The organism is Pseudomonas sp. BR20 (assembly GCF_050780135.1).
Classification (GTDB): domain Bacteria; phylum Pseudomonadota; class Gammaproteobacteria; order Pseudomonadales; family Pseudomonadaceae; genus Aquipseudomonas.
In genome coordinates this window covers 5511312-5526954 of sequence record NZ_CP172012.1, presented here as the reverse complement: position 1 = coordinate 5526954, position 15643 = coordinate 5511312, and the positions used below count along the sequence as shown (strand labels likewise).

Annotated in this window: 16 protein-coding genes; 6 read left to right on the top strand and 10 right to left on the bottom strand. The window is 60.1% G+C overall.

Translation table 11 applies throughout. From position 1 onward, the window contains the following. The first annotated feature begins 9 nt into the window (after positions 1-9). Complete coding sequence (locus ACHPFG_RS25525) at positions 10-759, top strand: enoyl-CoA hydratase-related protein (protein ID WP_431700756.1); 750 nt, start codon at positions 10-12, stop codon at positions 757-759. A 105-nt stretch (positions 760-864) separates the two neighbouring features. Here the strand turns inward: ACHPFG_RS25525 and pyk are convergent, their stop codons facing one another. Continuing rightward, positions 865-2316, bottom strand: a complete 1452-nt coding sequence (pyk, locus tag ACHPFG_RS25520) for a pyruvate kinase (protein WP_027605512.1) — start codon at positions 2314-2316, stop codon at positions 865-867. A 175-nt stretch (positions 2317-2491) separates the two neighbouring features. Here pyk and ACHPFG_RS25515 point away from each other — a divergent pair, with 175 nt between their 5' ends. Both ACHPFG_RS25515 and ACHPFG_RS25510 read left to right on the top strand, forming a co-directional pair. After that, complete coding sequence (locus tag ACHPFG_RS25515; RefSeq protein ID WP_025854787.1) at positions 2492-2866, top strand: hypothetical protein; 375 nt, start codon at positions 2492-2494, stop codon at positions 2864-2866. Between the two features lie 225 nt (positions 2867-3091). After that, positions 3092-3451 (top strand): PilZ domain-containing protein, encoded by a 360-nt coding sequence (locus ACHPFG_RS25510; RefSeq protein WP_431700755.1) that lies wholly within the window; start codon positions 3092-3094, stop codon positions 3449-3451. A gap of 60 nt (positions 3452-3511) precedes the next feature. On the opposite strand, the gene ACHPFG_RS25505 is transcribed toward ACHPFG_RS25510, so the two are convergent. Genes ACHPFG_RS25505 through ACHPFG_RS25480 form a run of 6 tightly spaced genes read right to left on the bottom strand, consistent with a single transcriptional unit; the run spans position 3512 to position 10173 of the window. Beyond that, positions 3512-4843, bottom strand: coding sequence for a DUF58 domain-containing protein (locus ACHPFG_RS25505; protein WP_431700754.1), 1332 nt, complete (start codon positions 4841-4843; stop codon positions 3512-3514). Between the two features lie 7 nt (positions 4844-4850). Then, the gene (locus ACHPFG_RS25500; RefSeq protein ID WP_431700753.1) at positions 4851-5846 is read right to left on the bottom strand and encodes an AAA family ATPase; all 996 of its coding nucleotides are present in this window, start codon (positions 5844-5846) and stop codon (positions 4851-4853) included. After that, positions 5843-7000, bottom strand: coding sequence for a DUF4350 domain-containing protein (locus ACHPFG_RS25495; protein ID WP_431700752.1), 1158 nt, complete (start codon positions 6998-7000; stop codon positions 5843-5845). Before ACHPFG_RS25495 ends, ACHPFG_RS25500 begins: the two co-directional genes overlap by 4 nt. After that, positions 6997-8517, bottom strand: coding sequence for a DUF4129 domain-containing protein (locus ACHPFG_RS25490; RefSeq protein WP_431700751.1), 1521 nt, complete (start codon positions 8515-8517; stop codon positions 6997-6999). Before ACHPFG_RS25490 ends, ACHPFG_RS25495 begins: the two co-directional genes overlap by 4 nt. After that, positions 8504-9484: a stage II sporulation protein M gene (locus tag ACHPFG_RS25485; RefSeq protein WP_431700750.1), complete on the bottom strand. Its 981-nt coding sequence runs from the start codon at positions 9482-9484 to the stop codon at positions 8504-8506. Before ACHPFG_RS25485 ends, ACHPFG_RS25490 begins: the two co-directional genes overlap by 14 nt. Further along, a complete protein-coding gene (locus ACHPFG_RS25480; protein ID WP_431700749.1) occupies positions 9481-10173 on the bottom strand; it encodes an RDD family protein in 693 nt (230 codons plus the stop codon). The genes ACHPFG_RS25485 and ACHPFG_RS25480 overlap by 4 nt, the downstream gene beginning before the upstream one ends. 166 nt (positions 10174-10339) lie before the next feature. Between ACHPFG_RS25480 and sbcB the strand changes: the two genes are divergently transcribed. Continuing rightward, entirely contained in the window at positions 10340-11767 is a 1428-nt protein-coding gene (sbcB, locus tag ACHPFG_RS25475) for an exodeoxyribonuclease I (RefSeq protein WP_431700748.1), read from the top strand. 89 nt (positions 11768-11856) lie between these two features. On the opposite strand, the gene mvaT is transcribed toward sbcB, so the two are convergent. Beyond that, the gene (mvaT, locus tag ACHPFG_RS25470) at positions 11857-12231 is read right to left on the bottom strand and encodes a histone-like nucleoid-structuring protein MvaT (RefSeq protein WP_003175830.1); all 375 of its coding nucleotides are present in this window, start codon (positions 12229-12231) and stop codon (positions 11857-11859) included. Positions 12232-12579: 348 nt separating this feature from the next. Between mvaT and purU the strand changes: the two genes are divergently transcribed. Next, a complete protein-coding gene (gene purU / locus ACHPFG_RS25465; protein ID WP_131697904.1) occupies positions 12580-13428 on the top strand; it encodes a formyltetrahydrofolate deformylase in 849 nt (282 codons plus the stop codon). Positions 13429-13514: 86 nt separating this feature from the next. Beyond that, positions 13515-13700 (top strand): hypothetical protein, encoded by a 186-nt coding sequence (locus ACHPFG_RS25460; protein ID WP_431700747.1) that lies wholly within the window; start codon positions 13515-13517, stop codon positions 13698-13700. 45 nt (positions 13701-13745) lie between these two features. Here ACHPFG_RS25460 and ACHPFG_RS25455 read toward each other — a convergent pair whose 3' ends face one another. Both ACHPFG_RS25455 and ACHPFG_RS25450 read right to left on the bottom strand, forming a co-directional pair. Further along, on the bottom strand, positions 13746-14489 hold the full coding sequence (locus ACHPFG_RS25455; protein WP_431700746.1) for a DUF2334 domain-containing protein: 744 nt from the start codon (positions 14487-14489) through the stop codon (positions 13746-13748). Next, the gene (locus ACHPFG_RS25450) at positions 14482-15603 is read right to left on the bottom strand and encodes a glycosyltransferase family 4 protein (protein WP_431700745.1); all 1122 of its coding nucleotides are present in this window, start codon (positions 15601-15603) and stop codon (positions 14482-14484) included. The genes ACHPFG_RS25455 and ACHPFG_RS25450 overlap by 8 nt, the downstream gene beginning before the upstream one ends. Positions 15604-15643 lie beyond the last annotated feature (40 nt).

Genomic DNA, 15643 nt, shown 5'->3' with positions numbered 1-15643 from the left:
AGATTCGCCATGACCGACGCCATCCTGCTGCAACGCGAGCGCGGGCTGCTGACCCTGCAGCTCAATCGCCCGGACAAGAAAAACGCCCTGACCCGAGCCATGTACAGCCAATTGGCCCAGGCGTTGGAGCAGGCCGACGCGGACCCGGACATCAACGCCGTGCTGATCCAGGGCAGCAGCGGGTGTTTTACCGCCGGCAACGACATCGGCGATTTTCTCGAACAACCGCCCAGCGACCTCGACAGCCCGGCGTTTCACTTCATGAAAAGCCTGCTCAACTGCCGCAAGCCGGTGATTGCAGCCGTAGCGGGTGCAGCGGTGGGTATCGGCACGACCCTGTTGCTGCATTGCGACCTGGTGTACATCAGCCGCGATGCACGGTTGCGCATGCCGTTCGTCAATTTGGGGCTGTGTCCGGAGTTTGGGGCGAGCCTGATCCTGCCGCGTTTGCTGGGGCACGCGAAGGCGGCTGAACTGCTGTTGTTGGGCGAGGGTTTTACTGGCGAACAAGCGGCAGCGTGGGGGATTGCTACCGAAGCGTTGGGCAGCGGCGAGGCAGCGTTGGCCAAGGCACGGGAGATGGCCGAGCGCTTTGAAGCCCTGGCGCCGGGGGCGGTACAGGTGAGCAAGCAGTTGATGAAGAGCGTGGACCGTGAGCAGTTACGGCAAGTGATCGAGGAGGAGGGGGCGCTGTTTGTGCAGCGCTTGAAGTCACCGGAAGCGATTGCGGCACTGTCGGGGTTTATGGATAGGCGTTAACCAGATGTGGGAGGGGCGGTGCGACGATTCGACTTTCTCCCTGCCACACGGAAAGCAAAAAGCCCCGCCATTCACAGGGCAGGGCTTTTTTTCTCAGCCTGTCACTCAGACCATTGGGTCGCCAACGTGCAGGATTTTCATGCCGTTGGTGCCGCCGATGGTGTGGTAGCTGTCGCCCTTGGTCAGGATAACCCAGTCGCCTTTCTCCACCACGCCGCGCTTGATCAGCTCGTCGATTGCAGCCTGGCTGACTTCATGGGGCGGCAACGACGCCGGGTCAAACGGTACGGTGTACACGCCACGGAACATGGCCGCACGGGCCTGGGTTTCGCGGTGCGGGGAGAACGCGTAGATCGGCACCGAAGAACGGATACGCGACATGATCAACGGCGTGTAGCCACTTTCGGTCAAGGCGATGATCGCCTTCACGCCCGGGAAGTGGTTGGCGGTGTACATGGCTGCCAGGGCGATGCTCTGGTCGCAGCTTTCGAACACTTTGCCGATGCGGTGGCTGGAGGTCTTGCTGGTCGGGTGCTTTTCGGCACCGACGCAGATACGCGCCATGGCCTGCACGGCTTCCAGTGGGTACGGGCCGGCGGCACTTTCGGCCGAGAGCATCACGGCGTCGGTGTAGTCGAGCACGGCGTTGGCCACGTCGGACACTTCGGCGCGGGTCGGCATCGGGTTCTGGATCATCGACTCCATCATCTGGGTCGCGACGATCACCGCTTTGTTATGGCGGCGGGCGTGCAGGATAATCTTCTTCTGGATACCGATCAGTTCGGCGTCACCGATTTCCACACCCAGGTCGCCACGGGCAACCATCACCGCGTCGGACGCCTTGATCAGGCCGTCGAGGGTTTCGTCATCGGCCACGGCTTCGGCGCGTTCGATCTTCGCCACCAGCCAGGCGGTACCGCCGGCTTCGTCGCGCAGTTTACGGGCGTATTCCATATCGGCGGCGTCGCGCGGGAAGGACACGGCGAGGTAGTCCACTTCCATTTCAGCGGCGAGCTTGATGTCGGCCTTGTCTTTTTCAGTCAGGGCTGGCGCGGTCAGGCCACCGCCGCGACGGTTGATGCCTTTGTGGTCGGACAGCGGGCCGCCGATGATCACCGTGCAATTCAATTCAGTCGGGGTAGCGGTGTCGACGCGCATCACCACGCGACCGTCGTCCAGCAGCAGCTCGTCACCGACGCCGCAATCCTTGACCAGGTCCGGGTAGTCGATACCCACGACGTCCTGGGTGCCTTCGGTCAGCGGGTGGCTGGTGGAGAAGGTGAATTTGTCACCGATCTTCAGCTCGATACGCTTGTTGGCGAATTTGGCGATACGGATTTTCGGGCCTTGCAGGTCACCCAGCAGTGCGACGAAGCGGCCGTGCTTGGCGGCCAGGTCACGCACCAGCTTGGCGCGAGCCTTGTGCTCGTCCGGGGTGCCGTGGGAGAAGTTCAGACGGGCAACGTCCAAACCAGCCAGAATCAGCTGTTCGAGGACTTCCGGCGAGTTGCTGGCCGGGCCAAGGGTGGCGACGATTTTGGTACGACGGACGGACATGCACAGACTCCTGAGTTCAAGCGCTGAGGAAGGCTACTATGCTCTTTGGTTGTAGTCATTGTTCGTTTGCACTACTTATCGACGATTCGCTTGTTTTCGCGCCGGTTGAATAGATGAACATCCTTGAAGATTTTTGACGAGGGGTCGATACACTGCACAAGACAGGAGAACCTTCATGCGAATTTTGCTCATTGCTGCCCTGGCCGTCAGTGTTGTCGGCTGCACCCGTTGGTCGATGGACCACCATTTGAACAATGCCTACCGGGCGTACAAGGTCGGTGATTGCGAGCGCGTCACTTTGGAACTATCCCAGGTCGACCGCGAGAGCCGTACACGGCGTTATGTACAACCGGAAGTTTCGATGTTGCGCGGGCAATGCCTGGAACGCCAGAAACTGTTCGTCGACGCCGTGCAAACCTATCAATTCATCATTAACCAGTACCCGTCGAGCGAGTACGCCTACCGTGCCCGCGCGAGGCTGGACACCTTGCAACAACTGGGTCATTACCCCGGTGCGAGCGTGGCACAGCCGCGTCCAGCCTCTTTGTAATGGCATTCGTCATTTAATAACTGGCCCGTTGCCAGTCTTGGGCTATTCTTTGAATGTTCGTTTGTACAAGTTTCTATTCGAACGGATGCAGGGCCCGGATTCGGCAGCTGTCGAGTGACAAAATGTTGTCCGTTGTCACACCGATATCCAGGGAGAGCGGGCAATTGCGCTCGTTCCGAATCACTGGCACGGCCAGAGTCATGGCCACTGGATGGCGATCTCACCATGTTTACCGACCGACGGATCGAGCGGCATCAACTACCGTATTTCCTGCAAGTATTTAACCGCGTCACCGACAAAACCATAGGTTTTTTGGGTAACGTCTCTGAAGACGGGCTGATGTTGATCAGCCAATTACCGATGATGGTCGATGTGGATTTCGAGTTGTGTTTGAAGATACCCGGAGCTGGCGACACGTTCCATGCCATCGACATCACGGCGACCTGCCTGTGGAGCCATGAAGATATCAACCCGCAGCACTACGATTCCGGGTTCAGCGTGCTTGAGGCTCCCCAGGAGTATGGGCAACTGATCAACGTGCTGTTGCAGTACTTCAGTTTTGATCCCTTGCAGGCTTCGGCCTAGAAGCCGCGCGTCCTCGATGCGGCCGGAAGCTACTGTCCCTGCCGCAGTCGTGCGCTTTTTTTAGAATACTCCGGCTTTCTTCCAGCCCAGGTAGCGTGTCACCAGGGCCGCGCCCATTTCTGATGGCAACGTATCCAACAGCGACAGGCCGTGGGCGTTCATGCGGTCATGCAATTCATCCCGAGTATTGAGGTAGTCGACAGTACCGCTGTAGGCCAGGGCTTCGGGCAAGGTTTGTACGGGGGATTGGCGCAGTCGATCGAGTACTTCCTCACGCATACTCGCCACCAGCACCCGATGTTGGCGACTGATGCGCTTGACGGCGGAGAGCAACGCTTCATCGTCTTCATCCCGCAGGTTGCTGACAATAATGACCAATGCCCGACGTTTCTGCCGGGCCAGCAGTTGGCTGACCGCTGCCTGGTAGTCGGCGGTTCGGCGGGTGGTGTCCAGGTCATAGACCGTATTGAGTAACAGGTTCAACTGGCTGCTGCCCTTGACCGGCGCCAGGTAGCGGGGCTGGTCAGCGGCAAAGGTGCACAACCCCACCGCATCGCCCTGACGCAGGGCCACATAACTGAGGAGCAGGCAGGCATTGAGGGCGTGGTCGAAATGGGACAGCTCGTCATCCTGGCTGCGCATGCGGCGGCCGCAATCGAGCATGAACACGATCTGCTGGTCGCGCTCGTCCTGATATTCCCGGGCGATGGGGGTACGTTGCCGCGCGGTAGCTTTCCAATCGATTTGCCGCAGGCTGTCGCCTTCACGAAACTCGCGCAACTGATGAAACTCCAGTCCCAATCCTCGTCGTTGCCGTTGGCGTACCCCCAGTTGACTCAGCCAGTTATCCACACCCAGCAGTTGTGCCCCGTACAGGCGGGCGAAATCCGGATAGACGCGGGTGGCATCCTCGGCTTCGATAAAGCGCCTTGCAGACCAGAGCCCCAAGGGGCTGGGCAGGTGGATTTCGCAGCGACTGAACGTGAAATGCCCACGCCGCAAGGGGCGCAGGCGATAACCCAGCTCACTGCGTTCACCAGGGCGCAATTCGATGGACTGGGGCAGGTTTTCCACGCTTAGACCATCGGGGACGTGATCGAACACCTGCACCGTCAGCGCCTGTGGGTAGTCATATTCCAGGGACAGGCGTACTTCGCCCCAGCGGCCCAGCGCCAGGCTGCCGGGCATCTGCCGGTGCACGCGTGGCGAGGGTCGGCGGCGCAGACGCAGTGCGTCCAGCATGGCCAGCAGCAACAGCGCCAGGAGCAAGCCCCACGCTATTGAGTGCAAGGTGTCGGGTACCTTGAACTGCAAGGCTGCCGCAGCGCCCAGCAGGATGCTCAAGCCCAGCAGTACGCTAAGCCAGGCTAATAACAGACGGGTCGGTTTCATGGACGGGTCATTGCCGGGGGGCCGGAATCTGGTCCAGCAACTGCTTGAGCACCTGGTCGACCTCCAGCCCGTCTATATCCAGTTCTGGCGCAAGACGTACCCGATGACGCAGTACCGCCAGGGCACAGCCCTTGATGTCGTCCGGTGTGACGAACTCGCCTGCACGTAACAAGGCCCGTGCGCGGGCGCCGCGTACCAGGGCGATGGAGGCTCGCGGGCCGGCGCCTATGGCCAGTCCCGGCCAACTGCGGGTTGCTCGCGCCAGGCGCACGGCATAGTCGAGCACGTGTTCATCCAGGGCCAGTTCACTGGCGACCCGTTGCAGTTGCAGCACGTCCTCGGCCTTCAGCACGGTGCGCAACGGTTGCACATCCAGCATGTCGGCCCGTGATGAGCGCGTCACTTCGCGCACCATATCCAGTTCCTGCTGAGCATCGGGGTAGTCCATGCGTACCTTGAGCATGAAACGGTCCAGTTCCGCTTCCGGCAGGGGATAGGTGCCTTCCTGTTCGATGGGGTTTTGCGTGGCAAGTACCATGAACGGCTGGCCGATGGGCAGCGCCTCGCCTTCGAGGGTGACTTGCCGTTCCTGCATGGCTTCGAGCAGGGCAGCCTGGGTCTTGGCCGGGGCGCGGTTGATTTCGTCGGCCAGCAACAAGTGGGTAAATACTGGCCCCTTGCGCAGCTTGAACTGTTCGGTGTGCAGGTCGTACACCGCGTGGCCGGTGACATCGCTGGGCATCAGGTCCGGGGTGAACTGGATCCGCGCGAATTCGCCGTCAAAGCAACGGGCCAGGGCACGTACCAGCAAGGTCTTGCCCAGCCCGGGGACACCCTCGAGCAATACGTGGCCGCCGGCGATCAGCGCGGTGAGTACATCATCGATCACCTGATCCTGCCCGATCACCGCCTTGCGCAGTTCAATGCGCAGGGCCTGGGCCTGCTGGCTGGCACGTTGCAGAGAGTCGCCGGGCAGGGTGTTAGCGCTGGGAAATTCGCTCATAGGGCATTCCTGAGGGTTTGCAGGCACGCCACCTGCCGGCTGAAATCGGCACTGGAAAGCCGTTTTGCCGGGAGTGGGCCGAGGGCCTGGCTGATGACGTGAGAGGGTTGGCGCGTCAGGTGGGCAAGTACTCGCCCCTGTTCCGTGTTGTCGAGATGTTCAAAGCCGGGATGACGCCGCCGTGCGGCGCGCAGGATGTCGCGCTGCAAGGCCTGCAATAGTGTGCCTTGGCCGCTGCGACGCAGCAGGAAGTCGGCACTGGCTTTCAGATGCTCCTGCAATTGCCGGCGTGCCTTGGGGGCGGGCGCCTGGATTGGGCCCTGGCGCATACCTGCCTGCCAGAGTGCCAGGGCAATCAGGGCAATGAGCGCCACCAACGCCTGGGGGAAATAACGCAGCAGCAGGGTGAACAGGTCATCTACGTCGCTGTTGAACAACAAGGTCACGGCTGTGCCCTGGGCCAGGTACCACAGCAGCCAGGCATTGTCGTGTTTGCCAATAGCCGGTGTTTTCCACAGGTCGCTGTCGGTGATCACCGTGACGCGGCCCTGCCCGACATCGAGTTGCATCAAGTGGCTCGACCTGGCGCTATTGGCTGAAAATTGTGCCCGGTGCTTGGGGTCGATGAGATTGAAGTCGGTGTCGAAACTGAAATAGGCCGGGGCGGTGTCGTTGTCGACATAGAGTTTGGTCAGGTCCGGTGCTTTGTTTTTGCGGGCCGGTGCGGGGTCATCAGGTTCATCGCTGAGGGCCTGGTGGATATGCAGGCGATCGAGCAGCATGTCGCCGCTCTTGCCGGCTTCTTCGTCCCACAGGGCCTCGGCGACTACCAGTAGATGGCCGCCGGACTTGGCCCAGTCCAGGAGTTGCCCTACCTGGCGTGGCGACATGTTGCCGCGCTCGCCCAGTAACAACAGGCTGTTGCCCTTGGCGGGCAGGGTAGTCAGGCGTTCCAGGCCATTGGCGTGTTCCACGGCCAGGCCTTGCTGGCGCAGAAAGTGTTCGGCCGCCAGGTAAGGGTTGGCCATGGCTTCCGGGGAGGGGCCGCGGTCCACCACTTCTTCATAGGGGATCGCTTTGCTCCAAGCGTAAAAGCCGCCCGCTCCAAGCAGGCACGCCAACAGTAGCCCCACCCACAGTAATGGCCGGTTCATTGGGCGCCTCCCGAACTGAACAGGGCACGCCAATCGTTGCACAATTTCTGCTGGGCTGAGACCGGGGGCAGGTGGTGGCCATAGGCAAGATTCTGCCAGTGCCGAGTCAATTCATCACTGAAGGCCAGTAACTGCGGCTGCTGCAACTGGTGAATGCGTTGCAGGACCTGACCTTCGGTGTCGGCGCTTTTAAGGGGCAGGTTGAAGTCATGCAACAACCTGCTCAGCAGGCCACGATACAAAAGGCCGAGGGCTTCCCGTGGCTGGGTAGACCAGAGTTGCTCGGCAGTGCTGGCGATATCCTCAGGCAGTGTCTCGGTGCCCAGCTCCAAGCCGAACAATTGTGCGGGTGATGGTTTCGCCGCTTTGGGTGTACGTGCCCCGCGCAGGCTGACAAAGGTGCGCAACCAGTCCCGATAACGCCATGCCAGCAGGGCCACGCCACCGATCAGCAGGCTCCATAACAGTACTTCCAGGCCTTGGGCGACAGGCTTGAAAGTATTGCTGTTGAGGTTGTCCAGCAGTGCTTGCAGCCATGCCGGAAGTTTGCCGTCACTGTGTGCCTTGTTTTCAACGACGGACTTTTCTTCGCCAAAGCGATAGCGGGTGACGGTTTCCGGATTTTTGAAGGGAGGCTTGTCCAGCAGCGATTTGATGGATTGGCTTGCGCTTTGGAGGGGCAGTGGTTTGGCTTCATCCGCCATGGCGGGCGGGTTGAATGACAGCAAGGTCAGTCCGATCACCAGCATTAACAGTGGCGCTGCACTGCTCAGGCGCTGGCGCAGCCGGCGGAATACCAGTTCCAGGTCCCACGCCTCCAGTAGGGTGCGACGATTGAGATAAAGGCTGAAACCACAGGCGACATAGATGGGCTCCCAAAACACCAGGATCAAGGCGTAGAAGGCATTGCTCAAGTGTTCCAGCCAGACCCCCTCGGAGCCCGTCGCCAGCGCCAACCGTTGCCAATCCCAATCCAGTTCAAGTTGTTGCGGAATGAATAGATAGAACAGTGCCATGCAGCCGAACCACAACCCGATTTCCAGGTGCACCCCAACGGCGGTCAACCACCGCGCGGCACCGGCATTGCGCTGCTGCAGCACGCCCAGGCGTTTCTGACGCGCCTGGCCGTCCAAACCTTCGAGCTGGCTGACCGGCATTACAAAACTACGGCTGAGGCTAAGTCGGCGCCAGGTCAGGCTGGCCAGCAGTTGGTGGTTAAGCAGTCTTGGCCATTCGCGCACAGCCTGTTTAAGGCTGGGCGTTTCGCCGAACAGGGCTTTGGAGAGGATATATAGAGGCAAGCGGTCGAAGGCCGGTTTGAACCACCAGAACAGGAACATGGCTGCGGATGGGTAGTTCCATAGCAACGCGCTAAGCAGGGCAAAAACCGGCAGGGTCACCAGCGCCCAACTGCTCATCAACAGCAGGCGATGTTCCCGGGCCATTAATACCCCAAGGTCCATGGCCTCCCATGCGGTACGCGGTCGAATCGCCACGCTGGCATTACTCAGGCGCATGGCGAGTCCGTCCGGCAAAGGTGAGGTAAGCCGCCACCAGCAGCCAAAGTGCAGCGCCCACCAGGTATTTGACCCAAGGGGCGACCTGGGTGGTGGAAGACCAGTAGGCCTCGATAAATGCCGCGATCAGCAGGAACACCATGACACCGCACAGCAGTTGCACACTCTTGCGAGCTGCGAGCCGCAGGGATTCGCCACGGGTCAGTTGCCCCGGGGCGATCAACGCCCAGCCCAGTTGCAAGCCCGCGGCACCGGCGAGTGCAATGGCCGTCAACTCAAAGGCCCCATGGCCGATGACGAATGACCAGAAGGTCTGCCCATAGCCGATTTCGGTCAGGTGCCCGGAAATCGCGCCGATGATCAGCCCATTGAATATCAGGAAAAACACACTGCCCAGGCCGAACAGCAAACCGGCGGCAAATGTCTGAAAGGCGATACCGATGTTGTGCATTACGTAGTAGCCAAACATCATCCAGTCTTCGCTCGAAGCACGTTCTGCAGCACGCCCCAGCCGGCTGGCTTCGGGGTCATACATGCCCTGCATCTCGGCCACCTGCTGGGGGCTGACAATGCTGTAGATCAGGTCGGGAAACAGATAGACCAGCAGGGCAATGCCCAGCAGGCTGCCAAAGAACAGCAGGCTGGCAATCAACACGAAACGCCACTGTTCTCGTACCAGTCGCGGAAAGTCGGCCAGGATGAAACTCAGCAGATTCGCCGCCAATTGGCTGCGGTGGCGATACAGTTGTTGATGGCCGCGCAATGCCAGTTGTTGCAGGGGGTCCACCAGGTAACTGCTATAGCCGCGCTCCTGGGCGAGGGCCAGGTGCTGGCATAGACGCCGGTATTGATGAGGGAAATCGGCCACGTCACTGGCCTTGGCCTTGCCGTGCTCCAACAACTTCAGCTGTTCGGCAAAGGATTGCCATTGGTGCTGGTAACGGCTTTCGAAGAGACTCTGCTTCATGTCGGCCCCAACAGGCCACGGGCCACACCATTGAGTTGCTCCACGGCGCGGGCCGGGGATACTTGCAGCGGCGTTGCAAGGATCGAGGCGAGCTCGTGTACCCGTTCGGCGGACAGTTCACCCTGGCGTTCCGCGAAGCCAAGAATCGCTCGCTGCTCACTCAGGTCCAGGGCAAACGGTAAGCGCAGTGCCGCAGCTTGAGGTACCTGGGGGCGTGCCAGAGGCTGTTCGCGGTAGACCACCAAGGTGCCAGCGGCCAGGTCGCCAAGGCGTTTGAAGTGAGGATGTTGCAAGCAACTGATTGCGCCGAGAAAGTAGCCGAAAGGCAGCATGTCGACAAACCGCAGGAGGTTGCGGATCAGCGACGCCGACCAGCCTATGGGGGTGCCGTCGTCCTGCACGACCCGTAAGCCCATGACCTGTTTGCCCGGTGAGCAGCCCTGGTTGAGTACCTCGAACAGCACCATGTACCACCAACTGACCAGGAACAGCAGAAGCGACCCCAGGCCGATACCAATATTGCCGAGCAGCGCCAACGGCACCAGCAGCACGCCCATGATCACTGCGCGTGCGCCGAGGTCGAAGGCAAATGCCAGCGCCCTCGGTACCAGGCCGGCTGGGCGCAGTGGCAGGTCGATGCCTTCCGGCGTCTCGATCTGGTAGCGGGTATCCAATGGGGCTGATGGCATCGCGATCCTTGGCAGTGCAGAGCGGCTGGAGACACGGATGCTAACAGTGTCGGCGATGGAAGCAACTATCCAAGGTTTTGCTGGGTATTTGTACAGTGTAATTGGTGCTGGCCGCGAATACGGCTGAACGCCTAGACTTTGTCGATCTTCAGCACAGGAATAGCCCGTGACCTCCATTTTCTGGTACGACTATGAAACCACCGGCATCAACCCGCGCAGCGATCGCCCACTCCAGGTTGCCGGCATTCGTACGGATCTCGATCTCAACGAGGTCGGCCCGCCGGTCAATCTTTACTGTCAGCCGAGCGACGACATCCTGCCCCATCCCGCCGCTTGTGCCATCACCGGCATCACCCCTGTAATACTGGCGGAAAAAGGTCTGGCCGAGGCCGATTTCATGACCCGTGTACATGCCGAACTGGCGGCCCCGGGGACGTGCGGCGCAGGTTACAACACGTTGCGGTTTGATGATGAAATGACGCGCTACAGCCTGTATCGCAATTTTTTCGACCCCTACGCGCGGGAGTGGCAGGGCGGTAACAGCCGCTGGGACCTGATCGACGTGGTTCGCACTGCCTACGCCCTGCGTCCGGAAGGCATCGAGTGGCCGCAGCAGGACGGGCGCGTGACCCTCAAGCTTGAGCGCCTGACCGCCGCCAACGGCATTGACCACGGCCAGGCCCACGATGCGTTATCCGACGTGCGTGCCACTATCGCCCTGGCGCGCCTGGTGCGCGAGAAGCAGCCCAAGCTTTACGACTGGTTGTTTCAACTGCGCAGCAAGCAACGGGTGATGGACCAGGTGCGCTTGCTGCAACCCATGGTGCATATTTCCGGACGTTTTTCTGCCGAGCGTCATTACCTGGGTGTCGTGCTGCCCCTGGCCTGGCACCCGCGCAACCGTAATGCGCTGATTGTCTGCGACCTTGGGCTCGAACCCCAGGGGCTGCTGGACATGGATGCCGCTGCCTTGCGCCAACGCCTGTACACCCGTCGTGAGGACCTTGCCGAAGGAGAGCTGCCGGTGCCGCTCAAGTTGGTGCATATCAACCGTTGCCCCGTGGTCGCGCCCTTGAACGTACTGCGGGCCGAGGACCGCGAACGCCTGCAATTGGATATGGATATTTGCCAGGCGCGGGCCCTGCGGCTAACTGACGCACAGGAACTTTGGCGCGATAAGTTGGCGGTCATTTACGCCGAGGAAGATTTTGCCCCGAGCTCAGACCCGGAACAGCAGCTTTACGAGGGTTTTATCGGGGATCGTGATCGGCGGTTATGCGAGCAAGTCCGGGCGGCTGATCCTGCGCAGTTAGCCAACCGGCAGTGGCCTTTTGATGATCACCGTTTGCCTGAATTATTGTTTCGTTACCGGGCGCGTAACTTCCCCGATACGCTGAACAGCGAGGAGCTACAACGCTGGAAACTTTTCTGTCAGCAGCGTTTGGCAAATCCTGAATTCGGCGCGCCGAATACCCTTGAGGCATTTAATCAAGCTCGGCAGGAGTTGGCCGTTAGTGCGACGCCGTTTCAGCAGCAGGTGCTGAAGCAGTGGCAGGGATATGCTGAGTCTTTAGCGGCTCGTGTGAATCGGTAATAGCGGGTTGTAGAAAAGACGGACAATAAAAAACGCCAGCAAGCTGGCGTTTTTAATGGGTCGCGTATCAAGCGCAGACCAGGCGAAGCTTAGCCCAGCAGGGTAGCCCAGCCTTCAACCACGTCACCGCCCCACTTGGCTTTCCACTCTTTCAGGGTTTTGTGGTTGCCGCCTTTGGTTTCAATCACTTCGCCGTTGTGCGGGTTTTTGTATTGCTTGACCTTGCGAGCACGCTTGGTACCGGTAGTTTTTACGGCGCCACGTGGTGCTTTAACTTTCGACTCTGGATCCAGCAGCGCGATGATGTCACGCAGGGATTTGGAGTATTCACCCATGAGGGTGCGCAGTTTGCCTTCGAATTCCAGCTCGGTTTTCAGTTTGTCATCTTGGGACAGGTTCTTCAAACGAGCTTGCAGCTCTTTGATAGCTTCTTCGGTGGCACGGTATTCGTTGATCAGGGACATGTGGACTACCTTATGTAGAACGCTGATTGACAGGGAGAGTGGCCCAATAATAGTCAGGCGGTTTCCTCAAGTAAACATTTAAGAACGCATTTAGGTGAATTACTTTGAATGTTTGTAAAGGCGCTATGCAATCGAGTTAATTAGTAGCGGCTACCCCGGAAATAACCTGCTTAATTTTTCCATAATTGCCGCCGCTTGCGCTGTTCATTCATATAGCGCCGGTAAAACCATGCGCTATTAAGGGATGTGACCAGCGCGGTGGATCAGAATAAGGCTCATCGAATACTGCAGTTTTTCTGCACAATCGCTAGAATGGCGGCCTTTGCGAAGTTCTGGAGTTCCCCCCTAATGCGCACTTTTCGGCTGGTGATTGCTTGCCCGGACCGGGTCGGCATCGTTGCCAAAGTCAGTAACTTTCTGGCCTCCCACAACGGCTGGATCACCGAGGCGAGCCATCACTCGGACAATCTCAGCGGTTGGTTCTTCATGCGTCACGAAATCCGTGCCGACACGCTGCCCTTTGGTCTTGAGGCTTTCCGCGAGGCGTTTGCGCCAATCGCAGAAGAGTTTTCGATGACCTGGCACATCACCGACACCGAGCAGAAAAAGCGCGTAGTGTTGATGGCCAGCCGCGAATCCCACTGCCTGGCCGACTTGCTGCACCGCTGGCACAGCGACGAGCTGGATTGTGAGATCGCGTGCGTGATCTCCAACCATGACGACCTGCGCAGTATGGTCGAGTGGCATGGCATCCCCTACTACCACGTGCCGGTCAACCCACAGGACAAGGAGCCGGCGTTCGCCGAGGTCTCTCGCCTGGTCAAGCGGCATGAGGCCGACGTGGTCGTGCTGGCGCGCTACATGCAAATCCTGCCGCCGCAGCTGTGCCGCGAATACGCGGGCAAGGTGATTAACATCCACCACAGCTTCCTGCCGTCGTTCGTGGGGGCCAAGCCTTACCACCAGGCTTCCTTGCGTGGCGTGAAGTTGATTGGCGCAACCTGCCATTACGTCACCGAAGAGCTGGATGCCGGTCCGATCATCGAGCAGGACGTGGTGCGTGTCAGCCACAGCGACAGCATTGAGGACATGGTGCGGTTTGGCCGGGATGTCGAGAAGATGGTGCTGGCCCGTGGCCTGCGCTATCACCTGGAAGATCGCGTGTTGGTGCACGGCAACAAGACTGTCGTGTTCTGATCAACGCGTTTGGATTGAAGAATGGAGGGCCTGGGCGTTAAATCGCTGCAGGCCCTTTTTCTTTGTCGGCCATTGAGGAGTCGGCGATGCGCGATCCACTTGATAAAGCCACGTCCAAAGCGCCGGCTACGTTGGGCGAAGGATGTCTGAGTCGCTACGACCCTGACGCGCTGGGTGCCGAGGATGGCACCGACTTTCCCGGAGCTGCCCAGCTGTGGGAGCAGTTGCAATTGCCGGACGAGCCGCAAGAGTCTTCTGAAAAAGACGCTTGAGCAGCGCCGGCGAATACCCGTCCGACAGCCGTCAAACCACCCGACTCAGGGTTGCGCTGCCAGCCACGCCACTTTGGTCTGCGGCGTGCGGCCAGCGGCCAGCAGGCGTTGCAGGGTTTCAATCCAGTAACGACGGGAAAAATCGTGGCGCATATCCACGGGATGCAGCCCCAGTCGAATCACCGGGGCGTTCTGCCAGCGCTGTTCACGGCGGTCGCTGACGAGTTTGGATAAGCCCCGACGCCAGCTGCTACGGGCACTCCACACCAGGCCCGGGGCGTCGATACGGCTGAAGTCGGGGAGCCGGTACAGGTGTTGTGGATCGCTGGTGTAGTTCAGCGGCAATTGGCGCAAGGCATCACGGGTGCCTTGGCTCATCAACCAGGCGGGTGCAACGAACCCATGAAGTGGCCAGTCGTTGCGGCGAAATACCTCGATGCCGGCGCGAATACGTTCCAGGGCCTGGGCCTGTGGCAATTGGTAGAACTCACCTTCGTGAGTATAGATGCGACGCATGAACCATTCTTTGGGCGTGCGCGGTGGCGGTTGATCATCGCTATGGAAGTAGCCATGCAGGGCCAGTTCATCGCCCCGCTCCAGGCGGCGGTCCAGCAGTCGTCGAAAGTCTCCTTGGGTGGACAGTGCATCACGATGATGAAAGTCCGGCACTACCAGCCAGGTGACAGGCACCGCTCCCAGCGCGTCAACGGCTTCGACAAACGGTCGGTAGTCGGCCCAGTTGTGCGGTGCCACGTCATGCAAGACCAGCAACACCGAGCGCTCAGCCATGGGAAAGCATCGGCTTGTGGCTGCCGAGTACCGCACGATAATGGCCCAGCAGGCTGTCGACCACCGCATCCCACGCATAATGCTGCGCCACATATCGGCGTGCCTGTGCGCCCAGGTGACGGCTGTCGGCGCTGAACAACTCGCGCACCTTATCGGCCATAGCCTTGGGGTTGTTCGGGGGGCACAACAGGCCGCAGTGCTCATGGACAATTTCAGTGAAGGCGCCAGCGGCCACTGCAACTACCGGGATCCCGCAAGCCATGGCCTCCAGGATTACCAGGCCAAAGGTTTCCTGGTCCCCGCCATGCAGCAGCGCATCGGCACTGGCCATCAACCGCGCGACATGCGGGGCAGGCCTGAACCCATCGATGACCGTGACATTGTCCGGCACGCTGGCAGGCATGCTGGAGCCTACCAAGAGCAGGTGATAGCCACTCCCCAGGCGTTTCATGCAGTTGAGCAGCACTGGCAGGTTCTTTTCCTTGGAGCCGCGCCCGGCGAAGATCAGCAGGCGCGTGTCTTCACTGACCCCCAACTCCGCACGCAACCCCGGGTCGCGCCTGTCCGGGGTGAAGGTCTGCAGGTCCACCCCCAGGGGCTGAACGAAAACATTCTTCACCCCAAGCCCCGTGAGCTTGTCGGCCATTCCCCGGCTGGGCGCCAGGACGCGATCGAAATTCCCATAGAGCTTGCTGACGTAGGCTTCGACATTCGGGGTAAGCCAGGGCCCCATGCGGTTGCGCACCAACAACGGCAGGTCGGAGTGATAAAAGCCGATCACCGGCACATCCAGCTGGCGCCGGGCATCCAGCGCGGCCCAGGCGGTCAGGTAGGGGTCACCCACCTCGATCAGATCAGGCTGTAAATCGTGTAGGACGTTTCGCCATGGCGCCAGGCGCAGCGGGAACCGGTAGCCTTTGCCGAAGGGCAGGGCGGGGGCCGGTACCTTGAATATTCCATCCTGTTCGCTCAGGTGTGCACCGGGGATCAGCAGGCTGTGGCGGATGCCCGGCTTGAGCGCCAGGCGCCGGTGCTTGGCGTCGAGATAAGTGCGTACGCCACCGCTGGCTGGGGCGTAGAACATGGTTATGTCAGCGATATGCACGATGAACATCCCTCCGATCCATTGCTCTCCCCTACGTGGACCTGAGGTA